At 63.7% G+C, this 17,281-nt stretch carries 15 protein-coding genes and 1 pseudogene; 3 read left to right on the forward strand and 13 right to left on the reverse strand.

Annotated elements, in window-relative coordinates:
• Window positions 1-16: 16 nt before the first annotated feature.
• The 4 genes from EGJ22_RS06150 to EGJ22_RS06165 are packed head-to-tail and all read right to left on the reverse strand — an operon-like array spanning window position 17 to window position 3,871.
• Entirely contained in the window at window positions 17-970 is a 954-nt protein-coding gene (locus EGJ22_RS06150; RefSeq protein WP_029886821.1) for a lysylphosphatidylglycerol synthase domain-containing protein, read from the reverse strand.
• On the reverse strand, window positions 970-2,175 hold the full coding sequence (gene clsB, locus EGJ22_RS06155; protein ID WP_029886820.1) for a cardiolipin synthase ClsB: 1,206 nt from the start codon (window positions 2,173-2,175) through the stop codon (window positions 970-972). The genes EGJ22_RS06150 and clsB overlap by 1 nt, the downstream gene beginning before the upstream one ends.
• Window positions 2,172-2,945: an endonuclease/exonuclease/phosphatase family protein gene (locus EGJ22_RS06160; protein WP_033744712.1), complete on the reverse strand. Its 774-nt coding sequence runs from the start codon at window positions 2,943-2,945 to the stop codon at window positions 2,172-2,174. The genes clsB and EGJ22_RS06160 overlap by 4 nt, the downstream gene beginning before the upstream one ends.
• Before the next feature lie 8 nt (window positions 2,946-2,953).
• Window positions 2,954-3,871 carry a DUF72 domain-containing protein gene (locus EGJ22_RS06165; RefSeq protein ID WP_029886818.1) on the reverse strand — a complete coding sequence of 306 codons (918 nt, stop codon included), beginning with the start codon at window positions 3,869-3,871 and terminating at the stop codon, window positions 2,954-2,956.
• A gap of 195 nt (window positions 3,872-4,066) precedes the next feature.
• Here EGJ22_RS06165 and EGJ22_RS06170 point away from each other — a divergent pair, with 195 nt between their 5' ends.
• Window positions 4,067-4,618 (forward strand): ATP-dependent Clp protease proteolytic subunit, encoded by a 552-nt coding sequence (locus EGJ22_RS06170; RefSeq protein WP_029886817.1) that lies wholly within the window; start codon window positions 4,067-4,069, stop codon window positions 4,616-4,618.
• 19 nt (window positions 4,619-4,637) lie between these two features.
• Here the strand turns inward: EGJ22_RS06170 and EGJ22_RS06175 are convergent, their stop codons facing one another.
• The gene (locus EGJ22_RS06175) at window positions 4,638-8,417 is read right to left on the reverse strand and encodes a CheR family methyltransferase (RefSeq protein ID WP_029886816.1); all 3,780 of its coding nucleotides are present in this window, start codon (window positions 8,415-8,417) and stop codon (window positions 4,638-4,640) included.
• Window positions 8,418-8,725: 308 nt separating this feature from the next.
• On the opposite strand from EGJ22_RS06175, the gene EGJ22_RS06180 reads away from it, so the two are divergent.
• Together EGJ22_RS06180 and EGJ22_RS06185 are read left to right on the forward strand one after the other, a co-directional pair.
• Window positions 8,726-8,932, forward strand: a complete 207-nt coding sequence (locus tag EGJ22_RS06180) for a general stress protein (protein ID WP_029886815.1) — start codon at window positions 8,726-8,728, stop codon at window positions 8,930-8,932.
• A gap of 141 nt (window positions 8,933-9,073) precedes the next feature.
• Window positions 9,074-9,343 carry a DUF6555 family protein gene (locus tag EGJ22_RS06185; RefSeq protein WP_029886814.1) on the forward strand — a complete coding sequence of 90 codons (270 nt, stop codon included), beginning with the start codon at window positions 9,074-9,076 and terminating at the stop codon, window positions 9,341-9,343.
• A gap of 127 nt (window positions 9,344-9,470) precedes the next feature.
• Here the strand turns inward: EGJ22_RS06185 and EGJ22_RS06190 are convergent, their stop codons facing one another.
• The 8 genes and pseudogenes from EGJ22_RS06190 to nikB all read right to left on the reverse strand — a co-directional run bounded on the left by EGJ22_RS06190 (window position 9,471) and on the right by nikB (window position 17,280).
• Window positions 9,471-11,675 carry a xanthine dehydrogenase family protein molybdopterin-binding subunit gene (locus EGJ22_RS06190; RefSeq protein ID WP_371921034.1) on the reverse strand — a complete coding sequence of 735 codons (2,205 nt, stop codon included), beginning with the start codon at window positions 11,673-11,675 and terminating at the stop codon, window positions 9,471-9,473.
• Window positions 11,672-12,667: a xanthine dehydrogenase family protein subunit M gene (locus EGJ22_RS06195; RefSeq protein WP_029886812.1), complete on the reverse strand. Its 996-nt coding sequence runs from the start codon at window positions 12,665-12,667 to the stop codon at window positions 11,672-11,674. The genes EGJ22_RS06190 and EGJ22_RS06195 overlap by 4 nt, the downstream gene beginning before the upstream one ends.
• A complete protein-coding gene (locus EGJ22_RS06200; protein ID WP_029886811.1) occupies window positions 12,664-13,191 on the reverse strand; it encodes a (2Fe-2S)-binding protein in 528 nt (175 codons plus the stop codon). Before EGJ22_RS06200 ends, EGJ22_RS06195 begins: the two co-directional genes overlap by 4 nt.
• A 574-nt stretch (window positions 13,192-13,765) precedes the next feature.
• Window positions 13,766-13,900 (reverse strand): annotated as a pseudogene (locus EGJ22_RS26385) (integrase); the annotation flags it as partial.
• 13 nt (window positions 13,901-13,913) lie between these two features.
• A complete protein-coding gene (nikE, locus tag EGJ22_RS06210) occupies window positions 13,914-14,729 on the reverse strand; it encodes a nickel import ATP-binding protein NikE (protein ID WP_009686877.1) in 816 nt (271 codons plus the stop codon).
• The gene (nikD, locus tag EGJ22_RS06215; RefSeq protein ID WP_029886809.1) at window positions 14,726-15,496 is read right to left on the reverse strand and encodes a nickel import ATP-binding protein NikD; all 771 of its coding nucleotides are present in this window, start codon (window positions 15,494-15,496) and stop codon (window positions 14,726-14,728) included. Before nikD ends, nikE begins: the two co-directional genes overlap by 4 nt.
• Window positions 15,497-16,342, reverse strand: coding sequence for a nickel ABC transporter permease subunit NikC (gene nikC, locus EGJ22_RS06220; protein ID WP_029886808.1), 846 nt, complete (start codon window positions 16,340-16,342; stop codon window positions 15,497-15,499).
• Window positions 16,339-17,280, reverse strand: coding sequence for a nickel ABC transporter permease subunit NikB (nikB, locus tag EGJ22_RS06225; protein ID WP_029886807.1), 942 nt, complete (start codon window positions 17,278-17,280; stop codon window positions 16,339-16,341). Before nikB ends, nikC begins: the two co-directional genes overlap by 4 nt.
• Between the last annotated feature and the right edge of the window lies 1 nt (window position 17,281).

Genomic DNA, 17,281 nt, shown 5'->3' on the forward strand with positions numbered 1-17,281 from the left:
CGCGTGACCCTGACCATCAGGTTTGCACCGAATTGTCACGCTGGCGCATGACCTTCGCGCGCTTCTCAAGCACCAGATAAGTCACGATCGCAACCACCAACGGTATCAGGTAGTACAGAGTGCGATAGCCCAACAGCGCAGCTACCAGCGTGCCCTGCGCCATCTGCCCGTGCAGCAGGGCGAGGAACACCGCTTCCAGCACACCCAGGCCCGCCGGGATATGTGCAACCACGCCTGCCACGCAACTGATCAACAGGATCCCGAGGATCGCCGGGTAGAAGGCGTCGCCCGGCAGCAACCAGTAAATCAGCAGCGCCATCAATGCCCAGTTGCAGGCCCCCAGCGCTACCTGGCAGAGCGCAAGGCGCAGGGTTGGCAAAGTGACTTCGTGATCGCGCCAGCGCCACGTGCGCTTCTTGGCCAGGCCACAGGCCAGCAGATACGCCGCGGTGATTGCCAGCAACAGTACGCCGATCAGGCGCAGCCCTGTTGTGCCCACCGCCCAGTTGCCCGGCAGTTCGATCAGACCCAGGGCGAACACACTGCCGGCCAGCAGCATATAGCCCATCCAGTTGGTGAGCAGGCCCAGCGTGAGAATGCGCGTGATGGTGGGGGTATCGAGCCCCAGGCGCCCATACAGGCGGTAGCGCAAGGCAACCCCGCCGACCCAGGTGGTGAAGTTGAGGTTGAACGCGTAGCACACGAAGGCGACCGGCAGCACTTGCCAGGCGGGCAGATGATGACCGGTGTAGGCGCGGGCCAGCAAGTCGTAACTGGCGAACGTCAGGTAACTGCACACCGCAATTGCCAGGCCGACCACCAGCGTTCCAGGCTTGTAGGCGAGCAGCGACTGGCGCACTTCGCTCCAGTCCAGGTTGCGCGCCAATTGGTACAGCAGCACAGGGATCAGGATCAGGAACGCCACCGTCAATACGCGCTTGGCCCAGGTTTGCCAGGTTGTCCGTGCCATCAGGTATTGCCCTCGTGCAGGTCGCCGGCCGGGGCCTCGACGTCTGGCTGCAGCGAGCGCAGCCGTTGGCGGTGTGCCGGCAACCAGCCGGCGATGCGCGGGAAATGGCGCGCCGCATGGAAGCAGGCGAAGATCAGCGGTGCCCGCCACCAGTAGCCACGGATCATGCGTTCCAGGGTCACCGGCTTGCACTGCTCGTGCGCAAGTGACTGCAGGTGCTCGCCGAGCAGCTGGTTGAAAGCGCGGTCGCGGATGAACAGGTTGGCTTCCAGGTTCAGCGACAGGCTCAGCGGGTCGAGGTTGCTGGAACCCACGGTCGCCCACTCGTCGTCCACCAGCGCCACTTTGCCGTGCAAGGGCCGCTTGCAGTATTCATGAATGACCACGCCATCACGCAGCAGGTAGTTGTACAGCAACCGCGACAGTGCACGGACCCAGCGCATGTCTGGCTGCCCCTGCAGGATCAGGTGCACAGCCACCCCGCGCCGGGCAGCGTTGCGCAACTCGCGCAGCAGCCGATAGCCGGGGAAGAAGTAGGCATTGGCCACCACGATACGTTCTTTGGCACCGCGAAACGCCTGCAGGTACTGGCTTTCGATGGCTGTCCTGCGCACGCCATTGTCACGCTCTACCAGCACGGCGGTGGTGGACCCGGCGGGCTCGGTCAACGGCCGCACGGCGCTTGGTTCCTGCAGCACCGGCGACATCAGGCGCTTGCTGGCGGCATGCACCTGTGCCACCACTGGGCCGGTTACCTCGACGGCATAGTCCTGCTTGGCCATGGGGCCAAAGTCGCCCAGGTGATCGGCGCTGTAGTTGATGCCGCCAATGAAGGCCCGCTCGCCATCGATGACCACGATCTTGCGGTGCAGGCGCCGGAACAGGTTGGTACGCATGCCCACCAGGCGCGGCTGCGGGTCGAAGGCGTGGAAACTCACGCCGGCATCTGTCATGGCCGCGATGAACGGCGCGGGCAGGTCGCCGGTACCATAGCCGTCCACCACCACTTCGACACGCACGCCGCGGCGGGCCGCGTCGATCAGCGCCTGCTGCAGTTGCCGGCCGACCTTGTCGTCGAAAATGATGAAGGTTTCCAGCAGGATCTCTTCCTGGGCACGGGCCATGGCCTCGAACACACAGGGGTAATACTGCTCGCCGTTGATCAGCAACTTGATATTGTTGCCCTCTACCCAAGGTCTGTTCACAGGTGAATCTCCGCGGCCAATGGTGCGTGGTCGGAAAGGTGCGACCACGGGTAATTCGACAGTACTTGGGCAGCGCTCGGCATGGCGTTGCGCAGGTAGATGCGGTCAAGGCGCAGCAGCGGCAGACGCGCCGGAAAGCTGCGTGCCGGGGTGCCGAAGCGCTCGCCGAAGGCCTCTACCAGGTGCTCGCCCAACACGGCATCTGCCTTCAGGCGCCAGTCGTTGAAATCGCCGGCGACGATGACCGGCGCTTGCGGCGGCAGGCTGGCCAGCAGGTCGAGCAAGAGTTGGATCTGGCTTTGCCGATGGGCTTCGCGCAGGCCCAGGTGCACACAAATGGCGTGCACCTGGTCGTGCCCTGGCACCTCGAGTTGGCAATGCAGCAGGCCGCGTTGTTCCTTGCCTTGCACCGACACATCGAGGTTGTTGAAGCGCTGGATGGGAAATTTCGACAGCAAGGCGTTGCCGTGGTCACCCTGCGGGTACACGGCATTGCGCCCGTAAGCGAACTGGGGCCACATGCTGTCGGCAAGGAATTCATATTGCGGGGTATCAGGCCAGGCCGGGTGGCGCAAGGCATGCTGCTGATGGCTGCCATGCACTTCCTGCAGGAACACCAGGTCTGCGCCGGTGGAACGGACCGCTTCACGCAGCTCAGGCAGGATGAAGCGGCGATTGAAGAAGGTGAACCCCTTGTGCACGTTCAGCGTGAGTACGTTCAAGCGGCGCACGGCGGTGGACTGATCGGTGCTGCGCGGCAAAGCAGTCATGGGTTCGTTCACAAGGCCACCTCCGGCACCACGCCCGGTTCGGTCATCAGTTCGTGGTCCAGCGACAGCTTCTGCAGCAAACGGCGGGCGTCGTAGGGCGCATGGACCTTCTGGTCATTGTCGAAATAACAGTACACGTCACGCGCCGCACGCCGAGGTGGCGGCCCCGGCACGATCAGGCGCGCGTCGTCTGCCTGGCTGCCTTGGCTCCAGTGCAGGATGCGCTGTTTCCAGCGGCGTAACGCGCGCGCGGTATAGCCGCTGCTATAGAGCTCCACATCGCCGTGCAGGCGCATGTACACGAAGTCTGCGGTCACATCCTCGGCATGCGGCCACTTGCCGGCACTGTCCGCAACCACCAGCGCAACCCGGTGCTTGCGCAGCAGCTTGATGAACGCCTCGCAAAGAAAGCTCTCGTGGCGGACCTCTACCGCGTGGCGCAAACGCACATTACCGGTGATTGCAAGGCCGCCACTGTCCCGCAGCCGTTCGGCACAGCCCTGGGCGCATGCGCGCGCGGCTTTGCGATCACGTGGCAGCAACTGCAAGAACCGGGCAAAACGCTCTTCGTCAAACTTCATGTTCGGTGGGAACTGCCACAGGAACGGCCCCAGCTTGTCGCCTAGCAGTAGCGGGCCAGAGGCGAAGAAGTTGGCCACTGGCTCCTCAACCTCCTTCAGGCGCCGCACATGGGTGATGTACCGTGGCCCCTTGACCGCGAAAACGAAGCCATCCGGCGTTTCATCACGCCAGCGCAGGTAGCGCTCTGGGGTTTGCAAGCTGTAGAACGAGCCGTTTATCTCGATGCTGTTCACGGCCCGCGAGGCGAACGCCAGTTCATCGTCCTGGCGCAGGCCCTTGGGGTAGAAGTCCTTGCGCCAGGGGCCATAGCGCCACCCGGAAATGCCGATGCGGATATCGCTCACGCCGTCGTCCTCATTACCGGTTCCTTGTTCGGTTACTGTGTTATTGCGACTGGCGCAGAGGGCCAAGGGTTCACCGCTTGTGATCAACGGGAACGGCCACTGACAGGTTGAACTTTGCCCGCGCAGACGATTCCACCGGGTAAGCGCCCCAGGCGCGCGAGCCCAGGAATTGACCTGCCAACCCTGGAGGCAAGCATGGCCAGACACATCATTCATTTCACCGGGCCGATCAATTCGTCGACCTGTGGCAACCTGATCAATACCTGCTCAAAGGCATTGCAGCAGGGCGCCGAGGTGCTGCAACTGAACATCGCTACCATGGGCGGCGAGTGCAGCTACGGCTTTACCTTGTATAACTTCCTGCGGGCGCTGCCGGTGCAGGTGCATACGCACAACCTGGGCACCGTCGAGTCCATGGGTAATATCCTGTTCCTGGCCGGGGAGTGGCGCACGGCATGCAGCTACAGCAAGTTCCTGTTCCACCCGTTCCACTGGACCTTGCACGGCTCGGTCGACCATTCACGCATGGCCGAATATGCGATGAGCCTGGATTACGACCTGCAGCTGTACGCGCAGATTGTGGCCGAGCGCACAGAAGGTGCGCCCGAGGTGCTGGACGTGCCGCGCTACCTGATGGCGTACCCGCGAATTCTGGGGCCGCAGGAGGCACTGCAAAGCGGCGTGATCCATGCCATCGACGAGATGCCGATCACGCTGGACATGAACCAGTGGAGCGTGCACGCCTGAGGTTCATGCCCGCCGACCATCAGTAAGGCACCGTGCCGCTCAAGGTTTCGATGGCCTCCACCAGTTCGTCGTAGCCGACCGGCTTGTTCAGGTGCCGGTCGAAGCCAGACTGGCGTGACTTGTGCTGGTCTGCGCTGGCACCGTAGCCGGTGAGGGCAATGGCCGGGGTGTGGCGCAGATGGGCGTGGCTGCGCAGCGCCTTGATCAAGGCATGGCCATCCATCACCGGCATGCCGATGTCGGAGAGGATGATGTCGAACTCCTCACCGGAGGCCACCTCCAGCGCCTCGCGGGGGCGGCTGAAGGCGCGCACGCTGGCGTTTTCCATTTCCAGCAGCTCTTGCATGATCTCTAATACCTCTACCGAGTCATCCACCAGCAACACGCGCACGCCGTGCAGCCGGCCCTCCCGGGAATGCTCTGCAGGGTTGGCGCAAGGCGGCGACTGCACGTTGCACAGCGGCAGGCAAACGGAGAAGGTGCAGCCCAAGCCCAAGCCGGCCGAACTGGCCTGCACGGTGCCGCCCTGGGCTTCGACCAACTGGCGTACCAACGAAAGGCCGATGCCCAGGCCTTCACGGTTCTGATTGGCCAGCAGGGGAGCCTGGCTGAACAGGTCGAAGATGTGCTCCAGGCTGTCGGGGCTCAAGCCTACGCCCTGGTCAATCACCTGCAGGCGTGCCTGTTGATCGTCACGGCTCAACACCAGGCGTATCTCACTGCCTGCCGGGCTGAATTTCAGGGCATTGTTCAGCAGGTTCCAGATGATCTGCTCCAGGCGCGTGACATCGCCTTCGATCATCACTGGCAAGCCGTCGGCAGGCAGCTCCAGGCGCACCAGACAGGGGTGTTGCTCAGCCACCACCACAGCGTGAATGCCGCGCAGGATGGCGCCAAGGTCTACCGGCTCGGTCTTGAGCTTGAGCTTGCCGGTACGGATGCGTGCCACATCCAGCAGGTCATCGATGATCCTGGCCTGGCTGCCAACCGCCTCGCAGATGGTGGCAACAGCCTTGCTGGCGTTGCCGATCTGCTTGATCGAGGGCAGGCGGCGGAGCATTTCCGCATTCAGCTGAATCAGGTTCAGTGGGTGCTTCAGTTCATGCGACATGATGGCGAAGAACTCGTCTTTCATGTGGCTGGTGGTTTGCGATTCCGCCAGTTGCTTGCTCAAGCGTTCTTCGCCCAGGCGCACATGCTCTTCGGCAGCGTGGCTGCTGCTGATGTCGATGAAGGTCAGGACGGTGCCGTCGATTTTCTGCTCGCTGGAGCGGTAGGGCAGCAGGCGTGCCAGGTACCAGTGGTCGCGCTGGCCGCCAACTTCCCGCTCGATAACGGCCTCACCCTGGGCCACGGCGCGGGCATCATCAGCCATGGCTGGGTAGTCCAGGCGGTGCGTGATGTCGAGCAATGAGCGGCCGGTATCGACCGGTAAAATGTTGAACAGGTCGGCGGCGCGCGGCGTGAACCAGCGGATATGCAGGTTGCGGTCGACGAACACGGTGGCGATTTCGGTGCAGGCGATCAGGTTGCTCAGGTAGTCGTTGACCTTGTCGGTCTCTTCCACCTTGTTCTTCAACTCGTAGTTGACGGTGAGCAACTCCTCGTTGATGGACTGCAGCTCTTCCTTGCTGGTTTCCAGCTCTTCGCTGGCCGAACGCAGCTCTTCGTTGATTGCCTGCATTTCTTCGTTGGAGGCCGTGAGTTCCTCGCTGGATACCTGCGACTGCTCGATGGTTTCCTGCAGCTGCAGGCGGGTACGCTGGAGTTCACGCTCCAGGTTATGCAGGACCATGCTGTCGGTCTGGCGGATGACGCCCGGCAGTGGCAGGGAAGGGTCGGGCGCCCGCTGCTCGAACACCACCAGCAGGCAATCGCCGTTGTGCACATCGTCCTTGTAAGGCTGCACGGTGATTTCCACCTGCAACGGCTGCAGGCCATCGCCCAGGTCGACCGGCCGGGAGGTGACCGCTTCGGTGCCTTGGCGCGCCTGGAACAGCGTACTGCGCAGCGCCAGGCGCAGGCTCGGCAGCACCAGGCCGAGCAGATTGCGGCTGGGCTCGCCGCCGCCCAGTTGCAGGAAGCGCCCGACACCTTCGCTCATGTGCAGGATATTGCCGTCCACATCCGCGATCAGGCTGGCCGGCATGCGCATGGCCAGCGCGCGGTGGTGCAGCTCGGCATAGGAGGGCTTGCGCCCGGGCTTGACCTTGGCCAATGGGTCCAATGGCAGGCTGGCGCCAGTGCTGCCAGGCACCTGCCGCTCGGCGCGGCGCCCGGCATTGCTGACGTCACGGGCGCGGAAGATACGGTTACGCTTGTCCACCGGCGCGAACAGTTCACCCACCACGTCGGCTGACTCGGACGAGCCCAGGAACAGATGGCCGCCAGGGCGCAAGGCAAAGTGGAACATCAACAGGATGTCGCGTTGCACTTCGCGGTCGAGGTAGATCAGCAGGTTGCGGCAGACAATGAGGTCAATTTGCGAAAAGGGTGGGTCCGACAGCAGGTTGTGGCGCGCAAACAACACTTTTTCGCGCACTTCCTTGCGCACCCGGTAATGCTGGTCTTCCTTGACGAAGAACTGGCGCAGCCGGCTGGGCGGCACATCGGTCACGATCGCTTCGGAGTACAAGCCGGTACGGGCGATGCCGATGGCACGCTCATCGAGGTCGGTGGCAAACACCTGGACCTTGCGGTTGCGCTGCTCCAGCGCAAGTTGCTCACAGATCAGCATGGCCAGGCTGTAGGCCTCTTCGCCGGTGGAGCAGCCGGCCGACCAGACGCGGATCTCGTCATGGCCGTCGACGGGGTCATGCTCGCTGGCCAGTTGCGGCAGCACGTGCCGCTCCAGGGCCTCGAAGGCTTCGCGGTCGCGGAAGAAGTTGGTCACACCGATCAGCATGTCTGCCAGCAACGCCGTGGACTCGGCGGGGTTCTGCTCGAGGTAGTGCAAGTAGCCGGCGAGGTTGCTTTGCCCGGTCACGTGCAGGCGGCGTTCAATGCGCCGCAGCACGGTGGCGCGCTTGTAGTGCTGGAAATCGTGCCCCGTGTTGCTGCGCAACTGCAGGAGGATCTCCTCCAGCAGCGGCTCGCTGGCCTGGGCGTCGCCTACGCGGGTGCCCAGCGCCGGGGGCAGGGTGTCATCCTCGATTTCCGGCAACCTGACCTGGCGGGCGTTACGCCACAGCTCCAGCAGCTTTTGTGGCATCTCGGCCACGGGCAGCACCAGGTCGACCATGCCGGTTTCGATGGCAGCCCGGGGCATGCTGTCGTACTGGGCATCGTCCGGGGTCTGAACCAGGGTCACGCCGCCTTGCTCCTTGATCCGCGACAGCCCCACGGCACCGTCGGCGCCGGTGCCCGACAACACCACGCAGAATGCATGGTCCTTGTGCACGTCGGCCAGGTCGCGGAAGAACAGGTCAATGGCCACGTGGTCGCCACGGCGGCGATTGGCGGGGGTCACGCGCAGGTAGCCGTCATTGGTCGAGAGGCGATTGGCCGGGGAGATGACATACACATGGTTACGCTCGATCGGCACCGGCTCGGTGACTTGGCGCACGGGCATCTGCGTGGTGGCCTGGATGATCCGGTCGGCTACGCTCTGATGATCCGGCGACAAGTGCAGCACCACCACGAACGCCATGCCGCAGTCGCTTGGCATATGCCGGAACAGCGTGCAGATGGCCTCCAGGCCACCCGCGGAGGCACCGATGCCCACCACCGGAAAGTCCAAGTGGCTTGGGCTGAGTGCAGGGTTTTGCGGCGCGGCGGGTTGCTTGGGCGAGGACTTCATCGACGGAGCCTTGTACAAGAGCCTTACGGGCGGTGCGTGACTGTACAGTCACACCTGAATAGTGGGGCGATTATAGGCCGCTACCCTGCAGTTGTGACTGCTGCATGCGCGATAAAGTGCGACCCGCCTGCAAACGGGGCGCAAATAGTTGGCCTGCACGTGTTTCGGGCCACCGGTCAGTTGCCGTCAAAACGTGTGAGCCAAGCGGGCAATTGCAGGTTCGGAATCTGAACATGGCAACCTTGTGTGTGTGCACTGTATGAACGCACAGGTTGTGCGACCGCCTATTCATCGCAAGGAGAAACCACATGGCACAAGATCAGGAAGGTACCCGCCAGCGCGGCGGAACCAAAGAAACCAACCCGGGCAATTTCGCCAACGACCGTGAGCGGGCATCGCGCGCTGGGCACAAAGGCGGCCAGGCGTCGGGCGGCAACTTCGCCAATGATCGCCAGCGGGCATCGGAAGCCGGACGCAAAGGTGGCCGGAACAGCCACGGCAGCCGCAGCGAGTGAAGGTACTGCGCGAGCGGTAGTGTACCTGTAGGCGTACACCGCTCGGGCGCCGCTCGTGCCTGTCGATCGATATTTTTTGAATCTTCTGCTGCTGCCCCGATCAATCAGGGTGTCATCCATGGAGAAGAGGAGGCCCCTGCGATGCCTGCCCCACAGCTGTTCATCATCGATTACCAACTGCATGGTCAGCCGCGCAGTTTCATCATTCGCCTGGACCGCCTGGACAATGCCGAAGCCTGGCATTGGGCAAGTTGCGATGCGGGCATTGGGATCATCCCCAAATTCGGGCGGGAAAAGATCAGGAAGGTCAGCCGCCCGATGGCTGAACGGTATGGGATTACTGCGGTGAGCTGGCGCCTGTCAGGGAGCAAACCAAATCAGTCGGTAGGCGACCCTGCGGCTATTGTCTAGCGGTAGCGCACGGGCTGCTGCGGTTCCCTCCGCCCGCAGATGGCCTCAGTTCCGAATACCGATTTGCTGAGAAATGAGGGGAGCGGCTCGCAGCCGCTCCCCTCGCATGCTTCTCACAGCTTTCGCGTTACAGCACCTTGTCGAGTGTGATCGGGAACTCCCTAACGCGTTTGCCGGTTGCGTGGTAGATGGCGTTCGCCACTGCGGCAGCCACGCCGACCACGCCGATTTCGCCCACACCCTTGGACCCCAGCTCATTGACGACATCGTCGTGCTCTTCAACGAAGAGCACGTCGATATCACCACAGTCCGCGTTCACCGGGATGTGGTACTCCGCAAGGTTGTGATTGACGATGCGACCCAGGCCATGGTCGGTCAAGGCCTCTTCGTGCAGTGCCATGCCGATACCCCATACCACGCCGCCCAGGATCTGGCTGCGGGCCGTTTTCGGGTTGACCACGCGGCCCGCCGCCACGGCGCTGACCACTCGGGTGACCTTGATCATGCCAAGGTCTTCGTCGACCTGAACTTCGACGAACACCGCCGAGTGGGTCGCCGTGGAAAACGGTTGGCGCCTTGCACCAGGCTCAGCGTCGATTTGCACTTCGAACTGCGCGCCGGGGGCACTGGCGACGATATCTGCCAAGGCCACGCGAAAACTACCCGCGTGCAGATAACCATCCGCGAAGACGATGTCCTCCCGCGCTGTGCTCGCCACCTGCGGATGCACCTTGCGGGCATGCTCCAGCACCTTGCTACGCAACACCTGGCAAGCCTGGCGCACGGCCGACCCTACCGACGATACCGTGAACGACCCGCCCTGCAGGGGCGCGGTGGGCAGGGACGAGTCACCGAGCACGAAGGTGACATCCTCCACGCTGACGCCCGCAGCGTCGGCTGCAATCTGGGTCATCACGGTGTAGGTGCCGGTGCCGATATCGGTGGTGGCGCTGCTGACGGTGAGGTGGCCTTGGGCATCCAGGCGCGCTTTCGCGCTGGCCTTCATTTGCATGGCCTCCCAGACGCCGCCCGCCATTCCCCAACCGACCAATTGGTTGCCAGTGCGCATGCTGCGCGGTTGCGGGTTGCGGTGCTGCCAACCGAAACGCTCACTGCCTTGCTGGTAGCACGCCAGCAGTTCTTTGCTGGAGTAGGGCTTGCCCTCGTTGCCGTTGTTGGCGGCAAAATTACGCCGGCGCAGCTCTATCGGGTCGATATCAGCGGCACAGGCAAGCTCATCCATCGCGCACTCAAGCGCGACCACGCCTGAACCGGCCCCAGGGGCACGCATGTCCAGTGGCGTGTACACATCCAGCGAGGCCAGGCGGTAGTTGAGTTCAACGTTGTCGCACTGGTAGAGCATGCCGCTCCATTCCACCAGGTGCTCGGTGAAGTCTTCGAAGCGCGAGGTCTGCCCCAGCCCATCGTGACCGACAGCCAGCAAGCGCCCACCTGCATCTGCCCCCAGGCGCAAACGCTGCTCGGTGCGGGGCCGGTAGCCGAACGTGAACATTTGCTGGCGCGTGAGGGTGACGCGCACAGAGCGCCGAAGATGCAGCGCCGCCATCACTGCCAGGGGCAGCTGGTACTGCGGGCGCAGGCCCGAGCCGAAGGCACCGCCGACGAAGGCTGCGTGCACACGGATCTGGGCCTTGGGCAGGCCGAACACCTTGTGCAGGTAGTCCTGGCAGTTCTGCGTGCCTTGGGTCTTGTCATGAATTTCCAGGCTGCCGTCGGGCTTGTAGTGCACGGTGGAGGCGTGGGGCTCCATCGGGTTGTGGTGCTCGTTGGCAGTCAGGTAGGTGGCATCGACCTGCACGGGTGCCCCAGCGAAACTGCCAGCGAAGTCGCCACGCGGGGCCGGTGTTTCTGCCGGCGCCACATGCGACGCCTTGGTAGCGCCCAGGTCTGTCTCGTGAGGTTCCTCGGCGTATTCGATCCGGATCAATGAGCCTGCATACCGGGCCACCTCCAGGGTGTGCGCCACCACCAGCGCCAGGGGTTGCCCGCTATACAGCACTCGATCGTTGAACAGGGGCCGAAAGGGCGCGCCCTCAGCTGCATCGGCGTCGCTGTAGTCATCGTCATAACTGGAAATATGCGGACGGTGCCCATGGTCGAGCACCGCGACAACGCCGGGTACGCCCAGCGCCTCGGTAGCGTCGATGCGCAGTACACGGCCGCGGGCGATGGTACTGGACACCACGCTGCCATGGAGCAGGCCGTCTTTTGGGTATTCGCCCGCATAGCGTGCCTGGCCGGTGACTTTAGCCACGCCATCCACGCGATCCAGAGGGGTACCGACTACCGATTTGTTGTTGACCATGGTCATGCCCCCCCACCAGCGGCACGGTGCGCCGCGTCAGTCAATGCACGCACGATTGCACGCTGCGCCAGTATTACTTTGAAACCGTTGTGGCTCAGCGGCTGTGCGCCCTGAAGCAGCGCCTGTGCGGCGTTATCGAACAGCGCCTCGGAAGGCACCTGGCCAACCAGCAGGCTTTCCACCGCCGGGTCGCGCCATGGTTTGTGCGCTACACCGCCCAGCGCCAGGCGGGCGTGCTGAATCACATCGCCATCCAAGCGCAAGGCCGCAGCGACCGACACCAGCGCAAACGCGTAGGAGGCTCGGTCTCGAATTTTCAGGTAGCGGTAATGCTGTTCGAACAGCGGTGGCGGCAGCTCTACGGCCGTTACCAGTTCATCGGCTGCCAGCTGGTTATCACGCTCCGGATTGTTCTCCGGCAGGCGATGGAAATCTGCGAACGGGATCTGGCGTTTACCAGCCGGTCCCTCTACGTGCACCACGGCTTCGAGTGCTGCCAGTGCTACGCACATGTCGGACGGATGAGTAGCCACACAGGCCTCACTGGCGCCAAGGATGGCGTGTATGCGGTTGCGGCCGCTACGAGCAGGGCATCCGCTGCCGGGTTCACGTTTGTTGCAGGGGGTGCCGGTATCGTAGAAGTAGTAACAGCGTGTGCGCTGGAGCAAGTTGCCGCCGGTACTGGCCATGTTTCTCAACTGCGGTGAAGCGCCCGCCAGGATAGCCTGTGACAGCAACGGGTATTGTTGCTCGATCATCGGGTGCCAGGCCAGGTCGGCATTGCTGACCAGGGCACCGATCATGACGCCACCGTTGGCAGTGGGGTGCAGCCCATCCAGCGCCAAGCCTGAGATATCAATCAGGCGCTCGGGGCGGACCACGTTTTCCTTCATCAGGTCGACCAGGTTGGTGCCCCCGGCGATGAAGCGCGCGCTGTCGCCAGCCAGGCTCACGGCTTCGCTGACTGACGCAGGCTTGTGGTAGCTGAAGGGCATCATGGCTTCGCCCCCCGTTGTGGTTGATCCGGGTGTGCCATCAGCGGCTGGGCTTCTTCGATCGCGGCGACGATGTTGCCATAGGCGCCACAGCGGCAAAGGTTGCCGCTCATCTGCTCGCGAATGGCCTCACGGCAGTCGGCTCGCCCTTCACGCACAAGGCCGACGGCAGAGCAGATCTGCCCAGGTGTGCAGTACCCGCACTGAAACGCATCGTGGGTGATGAAGGCCCGTTGCATAGGGTGCAGCACGTCGCCGCTGGCCAGCCCCTCGATGGTCACCACGTCTGCGCCGTCGCACATGATGGCCAGGGTCAGGCAAGCATTGACGCGCTTGCCGTCGCGCAGCACCGTGCAGGCGCCGCATTGGCCGTGGTCGCAGCCTTTTTTGGTGCCTACCAGGTCCAGTTGGTCACGCAGCAGGTCGAGCAGGGTGGTCCACGGGTGGACAGCCAGGGTTCGGGGCTGACCATTGAGGGTCAGGCAGATGGGGTGTTCTGCAGCCCCATTGGAAGAGAGCGCGCTCATGGAAGGTCCTCACGGTCAGGGTTCACGCAGTTGGCTGCGTCTTTGTTGTGCGACCCGGGCGGTTGCGAAAACGTTCCACCGGGTTGCCAGGCGTGGAAAGGTGGCTGCGGGCATGGCGGGACGCGTGTAGGCGTTATGGTGGTGAGCCGCGGGACTGAGAGCGAAGCTTGGGCTGCTGGCCGGTAGCCAAGAAGGGATGAGCGGGCGAGGGCACGAACCGTGGCTGACGTAAGCTGAGAGCTGACGGAAAAGCCGGTGATAGAATTGACTGGCATGATTTACTGACACTGTTTCATGCCGTCCCTGAAGCTACACGGCGTCGGGTTGGTCTTGACCGTCATGTTGATCAGATCGAATCGAACCGCAATGTCTTCACTAAAGCACGGTACCGGTACGAGAAAGATGCTCGGCAATTTTACTGCACGGGGTTGGTCGGTGTGCTGCAGGATGTGATTCCGCGTGTCGTTGAGTACCACAAGGAATGTGGCTCAACAGATCCGTTCATTGAGAATTTCGAGATGCATGGTGATGGACTAACCATCATGATTTGAGGGAGTGTTCTAAGGGATGTGCAGTCCTCCCAGGTGGCGAGCATCGCCTGCAGCGGCTCCAAGACCACCGCGGTTTTCTTCCGCACGGATACGCCTTGGCGCGCCTGGGCCTTGCGTGCCTCGCGAAGAAGCCTCTTCACTGCAGGAGCATCACTTGGGTTATCCAATTGTTCATGCGAGAGATGTACTGAGCCGAGCGCAGGTCTTTGTCGGGCGTTCAGGCAGCACAGCGGCTTGCAATTGCCTCCCGGCCGGATGCTCGAACGACAAGTCGCCGCGCACGGTGCAGTCCTCGACAATGCTTCCTGCGTCCAGCACCACAACCCGCTGGCAGAAGTAGTGCACTAGGCTCAGGTCGTGGGTGATCAGCACGAAGGCGGTCCCCTTGTCGCGACGCAGCGCTTGGAGCCGTTGTAACAGTTGCAGTTGCAGCACACGATCCAGATTCGAAAGCGCTTCGTCGAGTACCACCAGCTTTGGCGAGATCGCCAGTGCTCGGGCGATGTTGGCACGTTGCAACTGACCACCGCTGAGCTGTTGCGGCAGGGTCGCGGCATGCTCGGCGCCCAGCCCCATCTGCTCCAGCAGCTCCACTACCCGTGCGTGGCGGGCTGTCTCATTTAAGGTGCTCAGGTGACGCAGGGGCTCGGCGATGCTCCAGCCGATGCTGCGCTGCGGGTTGAATGCGCCCGGCGCGTCCTGGAACACCAACTGCACGGCGCGCTGGAAGGCCCGTGCCTGTTCGCCGCGCAGCTGATTGACCGGCTGTCCCGCGAAGGTCACCAGGCCTTGGCTAGGGGTTTCCAGCCCGAGCAGCAGGCGGGCGAGGGTACTTTTGCCACTGCCGCTACTGCCCAGCAAACCAAGTGATTCGCCCGCATGCAGCTGCAGGTCGATGCCGTCGAGTACTTGGAGCCAGGCGCGTTTGTGCAGCAGCCCGCCGGTGCGGTAGCGATGACTCAGATCGTGGGCGTGCAGCAGGCTCATAGAGGGCTCCCGCAGAGGGCCTGGTGGGCTTCGAGAAGGGTTCGAGCGGTGCCGCTGGCCGGACGCTCGAACAGATCGTGCACGGGCTGGCGTTCGACGATGCGGCCAGCGTCCATAACGGCCACCTGATCGGCGCAGCGGGCGACCACGCCCATGTCGTGGGTGACCAGCAGCACCCCCAGTCCATGCCGTTCGACCAGCGCCATCAGGATATCGAGAAAACGTGCCTGGCTTACGGCGTCAAGGTCGCTGGTGGGCTCGTCGGCCAGCAGGAACGGGGTTTCGGCCATCAGCGCCAGTGCGATCATCATGCGTTGCAGCATGCCGCCGCTGAGCTGAAAGGCGAACGATTGCAAGACCCGAGCATGATCCGTCAGCCCCACGGCCCTTAGGCTGTCGGTCATGCGCTCGCGGGCGGCGGCGCCGGTGGTGCCTTGCAGGCGCAGCGTCTCCAGTCCATGGCTGGCCATGTTGCGTACTGGGTTGAAGGCACTGCGCGGGTTTTGCAGCACCAGGCTGGCCAAGCGGCCTCGTGCCTGGGCGGCGCTTACCGGCTGGCCGTCGAGCAGCATTTGGCCCTGCGTGCGCACAACGCCGGCCGGCAACAGGTCGAGCATGCCCAGGCAACTCAGTGACTTGCCCGAACCACTGGCCCCGACCAGGGCGCAGACTTCGCCGCGACGCAGTTGCAGGTCCACGCCTTGCACCAGCAGGCCGGCCTGGGCCTCGATATGCAAGTCACGGACTTCGAGGGTCGATGGGGTCATCTAGTGGTGCTCCCGGGATGGGTCGAGGCGGTCGCGCAGGGCATCGCCCAGCAGGTTGAAGGCCATCACCGAGAAGAAGATCATCAGCCCCGGCAACAGCAGCAGTTGTGGGTGGGTCCAGATGAACTCCTTGGCGTCGTTGATCATCACGCCCCATTCGGCGGTCGGTGGCGACACCCCCAGGCCCAGGAAGGACAGGCCCGAGACGTGCAGCATCATGTGCCCGATGTCCATGGTCGCCAGCACCAGCAGCGGGCCAGCGATATTGGGCAGCACATGCTGGCGCAGGCGGGTCCAGCGCGAAGCGCCGGCCAGCCGTGCGGCGAGCACGTATTCGCGCCCGCGCTGGGCGATCACCAGGCCGCGCACCATGCGTGCGTACCAGGCCCAATGTGACAGGGCGATGGCGACGACCACATTGGTCAGGCCGGTGCCGAGCAAGGTGACGAAGAAGAACGCCAGCACCAGGGTCGGGAAGGTCATGAACATGTCGCACAGGCGCATCAGCCACAGGTCTATCCGCCCGCCGACGAAACCCGCTACGCCGCCCACGGCCAGCCCGAGGGCCAGGACCAGTGCCAGGGTCAGCATCACGCTGCCCAGCGACAGGCGGGTGCCGACGATCAGGCGCGAGAGCAGGTCGCGGCCCAGGTGGTCGGTGCCCAGCCAATGGCTGGCGTCCGGTGGCATCAGGCGCTGGCTGAGTTCGACCAGGTCGGGATCGTGTGGCGCCAGCCACTGGCCGAGCACGGCCAGTACCACCAGCAGGCCGACCAGCACCGAACCCAGAACCAGGCCAGCATGACCGGCCAATGCCGGTCGACGAATTACCGAGAGCGTGCTCATGCGCTTGCGCCCTCCAGCCGGCTGCGCGGGTCGAGCCAGGCGTAGCACACGTCCACCACGAGGTTGCAGGCCATCAGCAAGCCGGTCAGCAGCAGGGTGAAGCACTGCATCACCGGGAAATCGCGGTTTAGCACCGCCGAGACGGCGAAGCGGCCCACGCCGGGCCAGGCGAAGATGGTCTCGATCACCAGCGCGCCCCCAATCAACTCGCCGACGTGCATGCCGGTGGCGGTGACGAAGGGCAGCCAGGCGTTGCGCAGCACATGGTCGCGCCACACCATACGCTCGGGCAGGCCGCGGGCGCGGGCATAGGTGACATGCCGCTGGCCGCTGGCTTCGAGCAGGCTGGCGCGCAGCAGGCGGGCGTTGATCGACATCGACATCAGTGCAATGGCCAGCACCGGCATGATCAAGTGCCCGGCCGTGCCGCGCCCAAGTGGCGGCAGCCAACCCAGCCACAGCGAGAACAGCGCGATCAGCAAGAATGCCAGCCAGAAGTTGGGCATCGACACGCCAAGGAAGGTCACCGCGCGCACCGCATGGTCGGGCCAGCGGCCCTGCCAGCGTGCCCCTAGCAGCCCCAGCGGAATCGCCAGCAGCAGTGTGCAAGCCAGGGCCAGGCCGCCGAGTTGCAAGGTGGCGGGCAGGTAGTACAGCAGGTCATCGAGCACCGGCCGCCCGGTGAGGTAGGAGATCCCGAAGTCCAGGTGCAGCGCGTTCCACAGCCAGCTCAGGTATTGCGCGTACAGGGGCCGGTCCAGCCCCAGGGTGTGGCGCACTTCGGCGATGGCCGCATCGGTCGGCGGGATGTGCGACAGGCGCAGGTAATCCAGCGCCGGGTCCGTGCTGCCCAGGTGCAACAGCACGAACACCAGCAGCGACACGCCGAACATCACCGGTACCAGCAACACCAGGCGCATCAAGATGTAGCGCAGCATG

Origin of the sequence: Pseudomonas sp. p99-361 (assembly GCF_003935475.1) — a bacterium.
Taxonomy (GTDB): domain Bacteria; phylum Pseudomonadota; class Gammaproteobacteria; order Pseudomonadales; family Pseudomonadaceae; genus Aquipseudomonas; species Aquipseudomonas juntendi.

What these genes read in the sequence shown, in the direction of transcription:
- EGJ22_RS06200 (WP_029886811.1), bottom strand. Translation starts at nt 13,191, where the DNA reads ATGAGCGCGCTCTCTTCCAATGGGGCTGCAGAACACCCCATCTGCCTG.
- EGJ22_RS06195 (WP_029886812.1), bottom strand. Translation starts at nt 12,667, where the DNA reads ATGATGCCCTTCAGCTACCACAAGCCTGCGTCAGTCAGCGAAGCCGTG.
- nikC (WP_029886808.1), bottom strand. Translation starts at nt 16,342, where the DNA reads ATGAGCACGCTCTCGGTAATTCGTCGACCGGCATTGGCCGGTCATGCT.
- EGJ22_RS06170 (WP_029886817.1), top strand. Translation starts at nt 4,067, where the DNA reads ATGGCCAGACACATCATTCATTTCACCGGGCCGATCAATTCGTCGACC.
- EGJ22_RS06160 (WP_033744712.1), bottom strand. Translation starts at nt 2,945, where the DNA reads ATGACTGCTTTGCCGCGCAGCACCGATCAGTCCACCGCCGTGCGCCGC.
- EGJ22_RS06185 (WP_029886814.1), top strand. Translation starts at nt 9,074, where the DNA reads ATGCCTGCCCCACAGCTGTTCATCATCGATTACCAACTGCATGGTCAG.
- EGJ22_RS06190 (WP_371921034.1), bottom strand. Translation starts at nt 11,675, where the DNA reads ATGACCATGGTCAACAACAAATCGGTAGTCGGTACCCCTCTGGATCGC.
- EGJ22_RS06175 (WP_029886816.1), bottom strand. Translation starts at nt 8,417, where the DNA reads ATGAAGTCCTCGCCCAAGCAACCCGCCGCGCCGCAAAACCCTGCACTC.
- nikE (WP_009686877.1), bottom strand. Translation starts at nt 14,729, where the DNA reads ATGAGCCTGCTGCACGCCCACGATCTGAGTCATCGCTACCGCACCGGC.
- nikB (WP_029886807.1), bottom strand. Translation starts at nt 17,280, where the DNA reads ATGCTGCGCTACATCTTGATGCGCCTGGTGTTGCTGGTACCGGTGATG.
- EGJ22_RS06150 (WP_029886821.1), bottom strand. Translation starts at nt 970, where the DNA reads ATGGCACGGACAACCTGGCAAACCTGGGCCAAGCGCGTATTGACGGTG.
- EGJ22_RS06180 (WP_029886815.1), top strand. Translation starts at nt 8,726, where the DNA reads ATGGCACAAGATCAGGAAGGTACCCGCCAGCGCGGCGGAACCAAAGAA.
- nikD (WP_029886809.1), bottom strand. Translation starts at nt 15,496, where the DNA reads ATGACCCCATCGACCCTCGAAGTCCGTGACTTGCATATCGAGGCCCAG.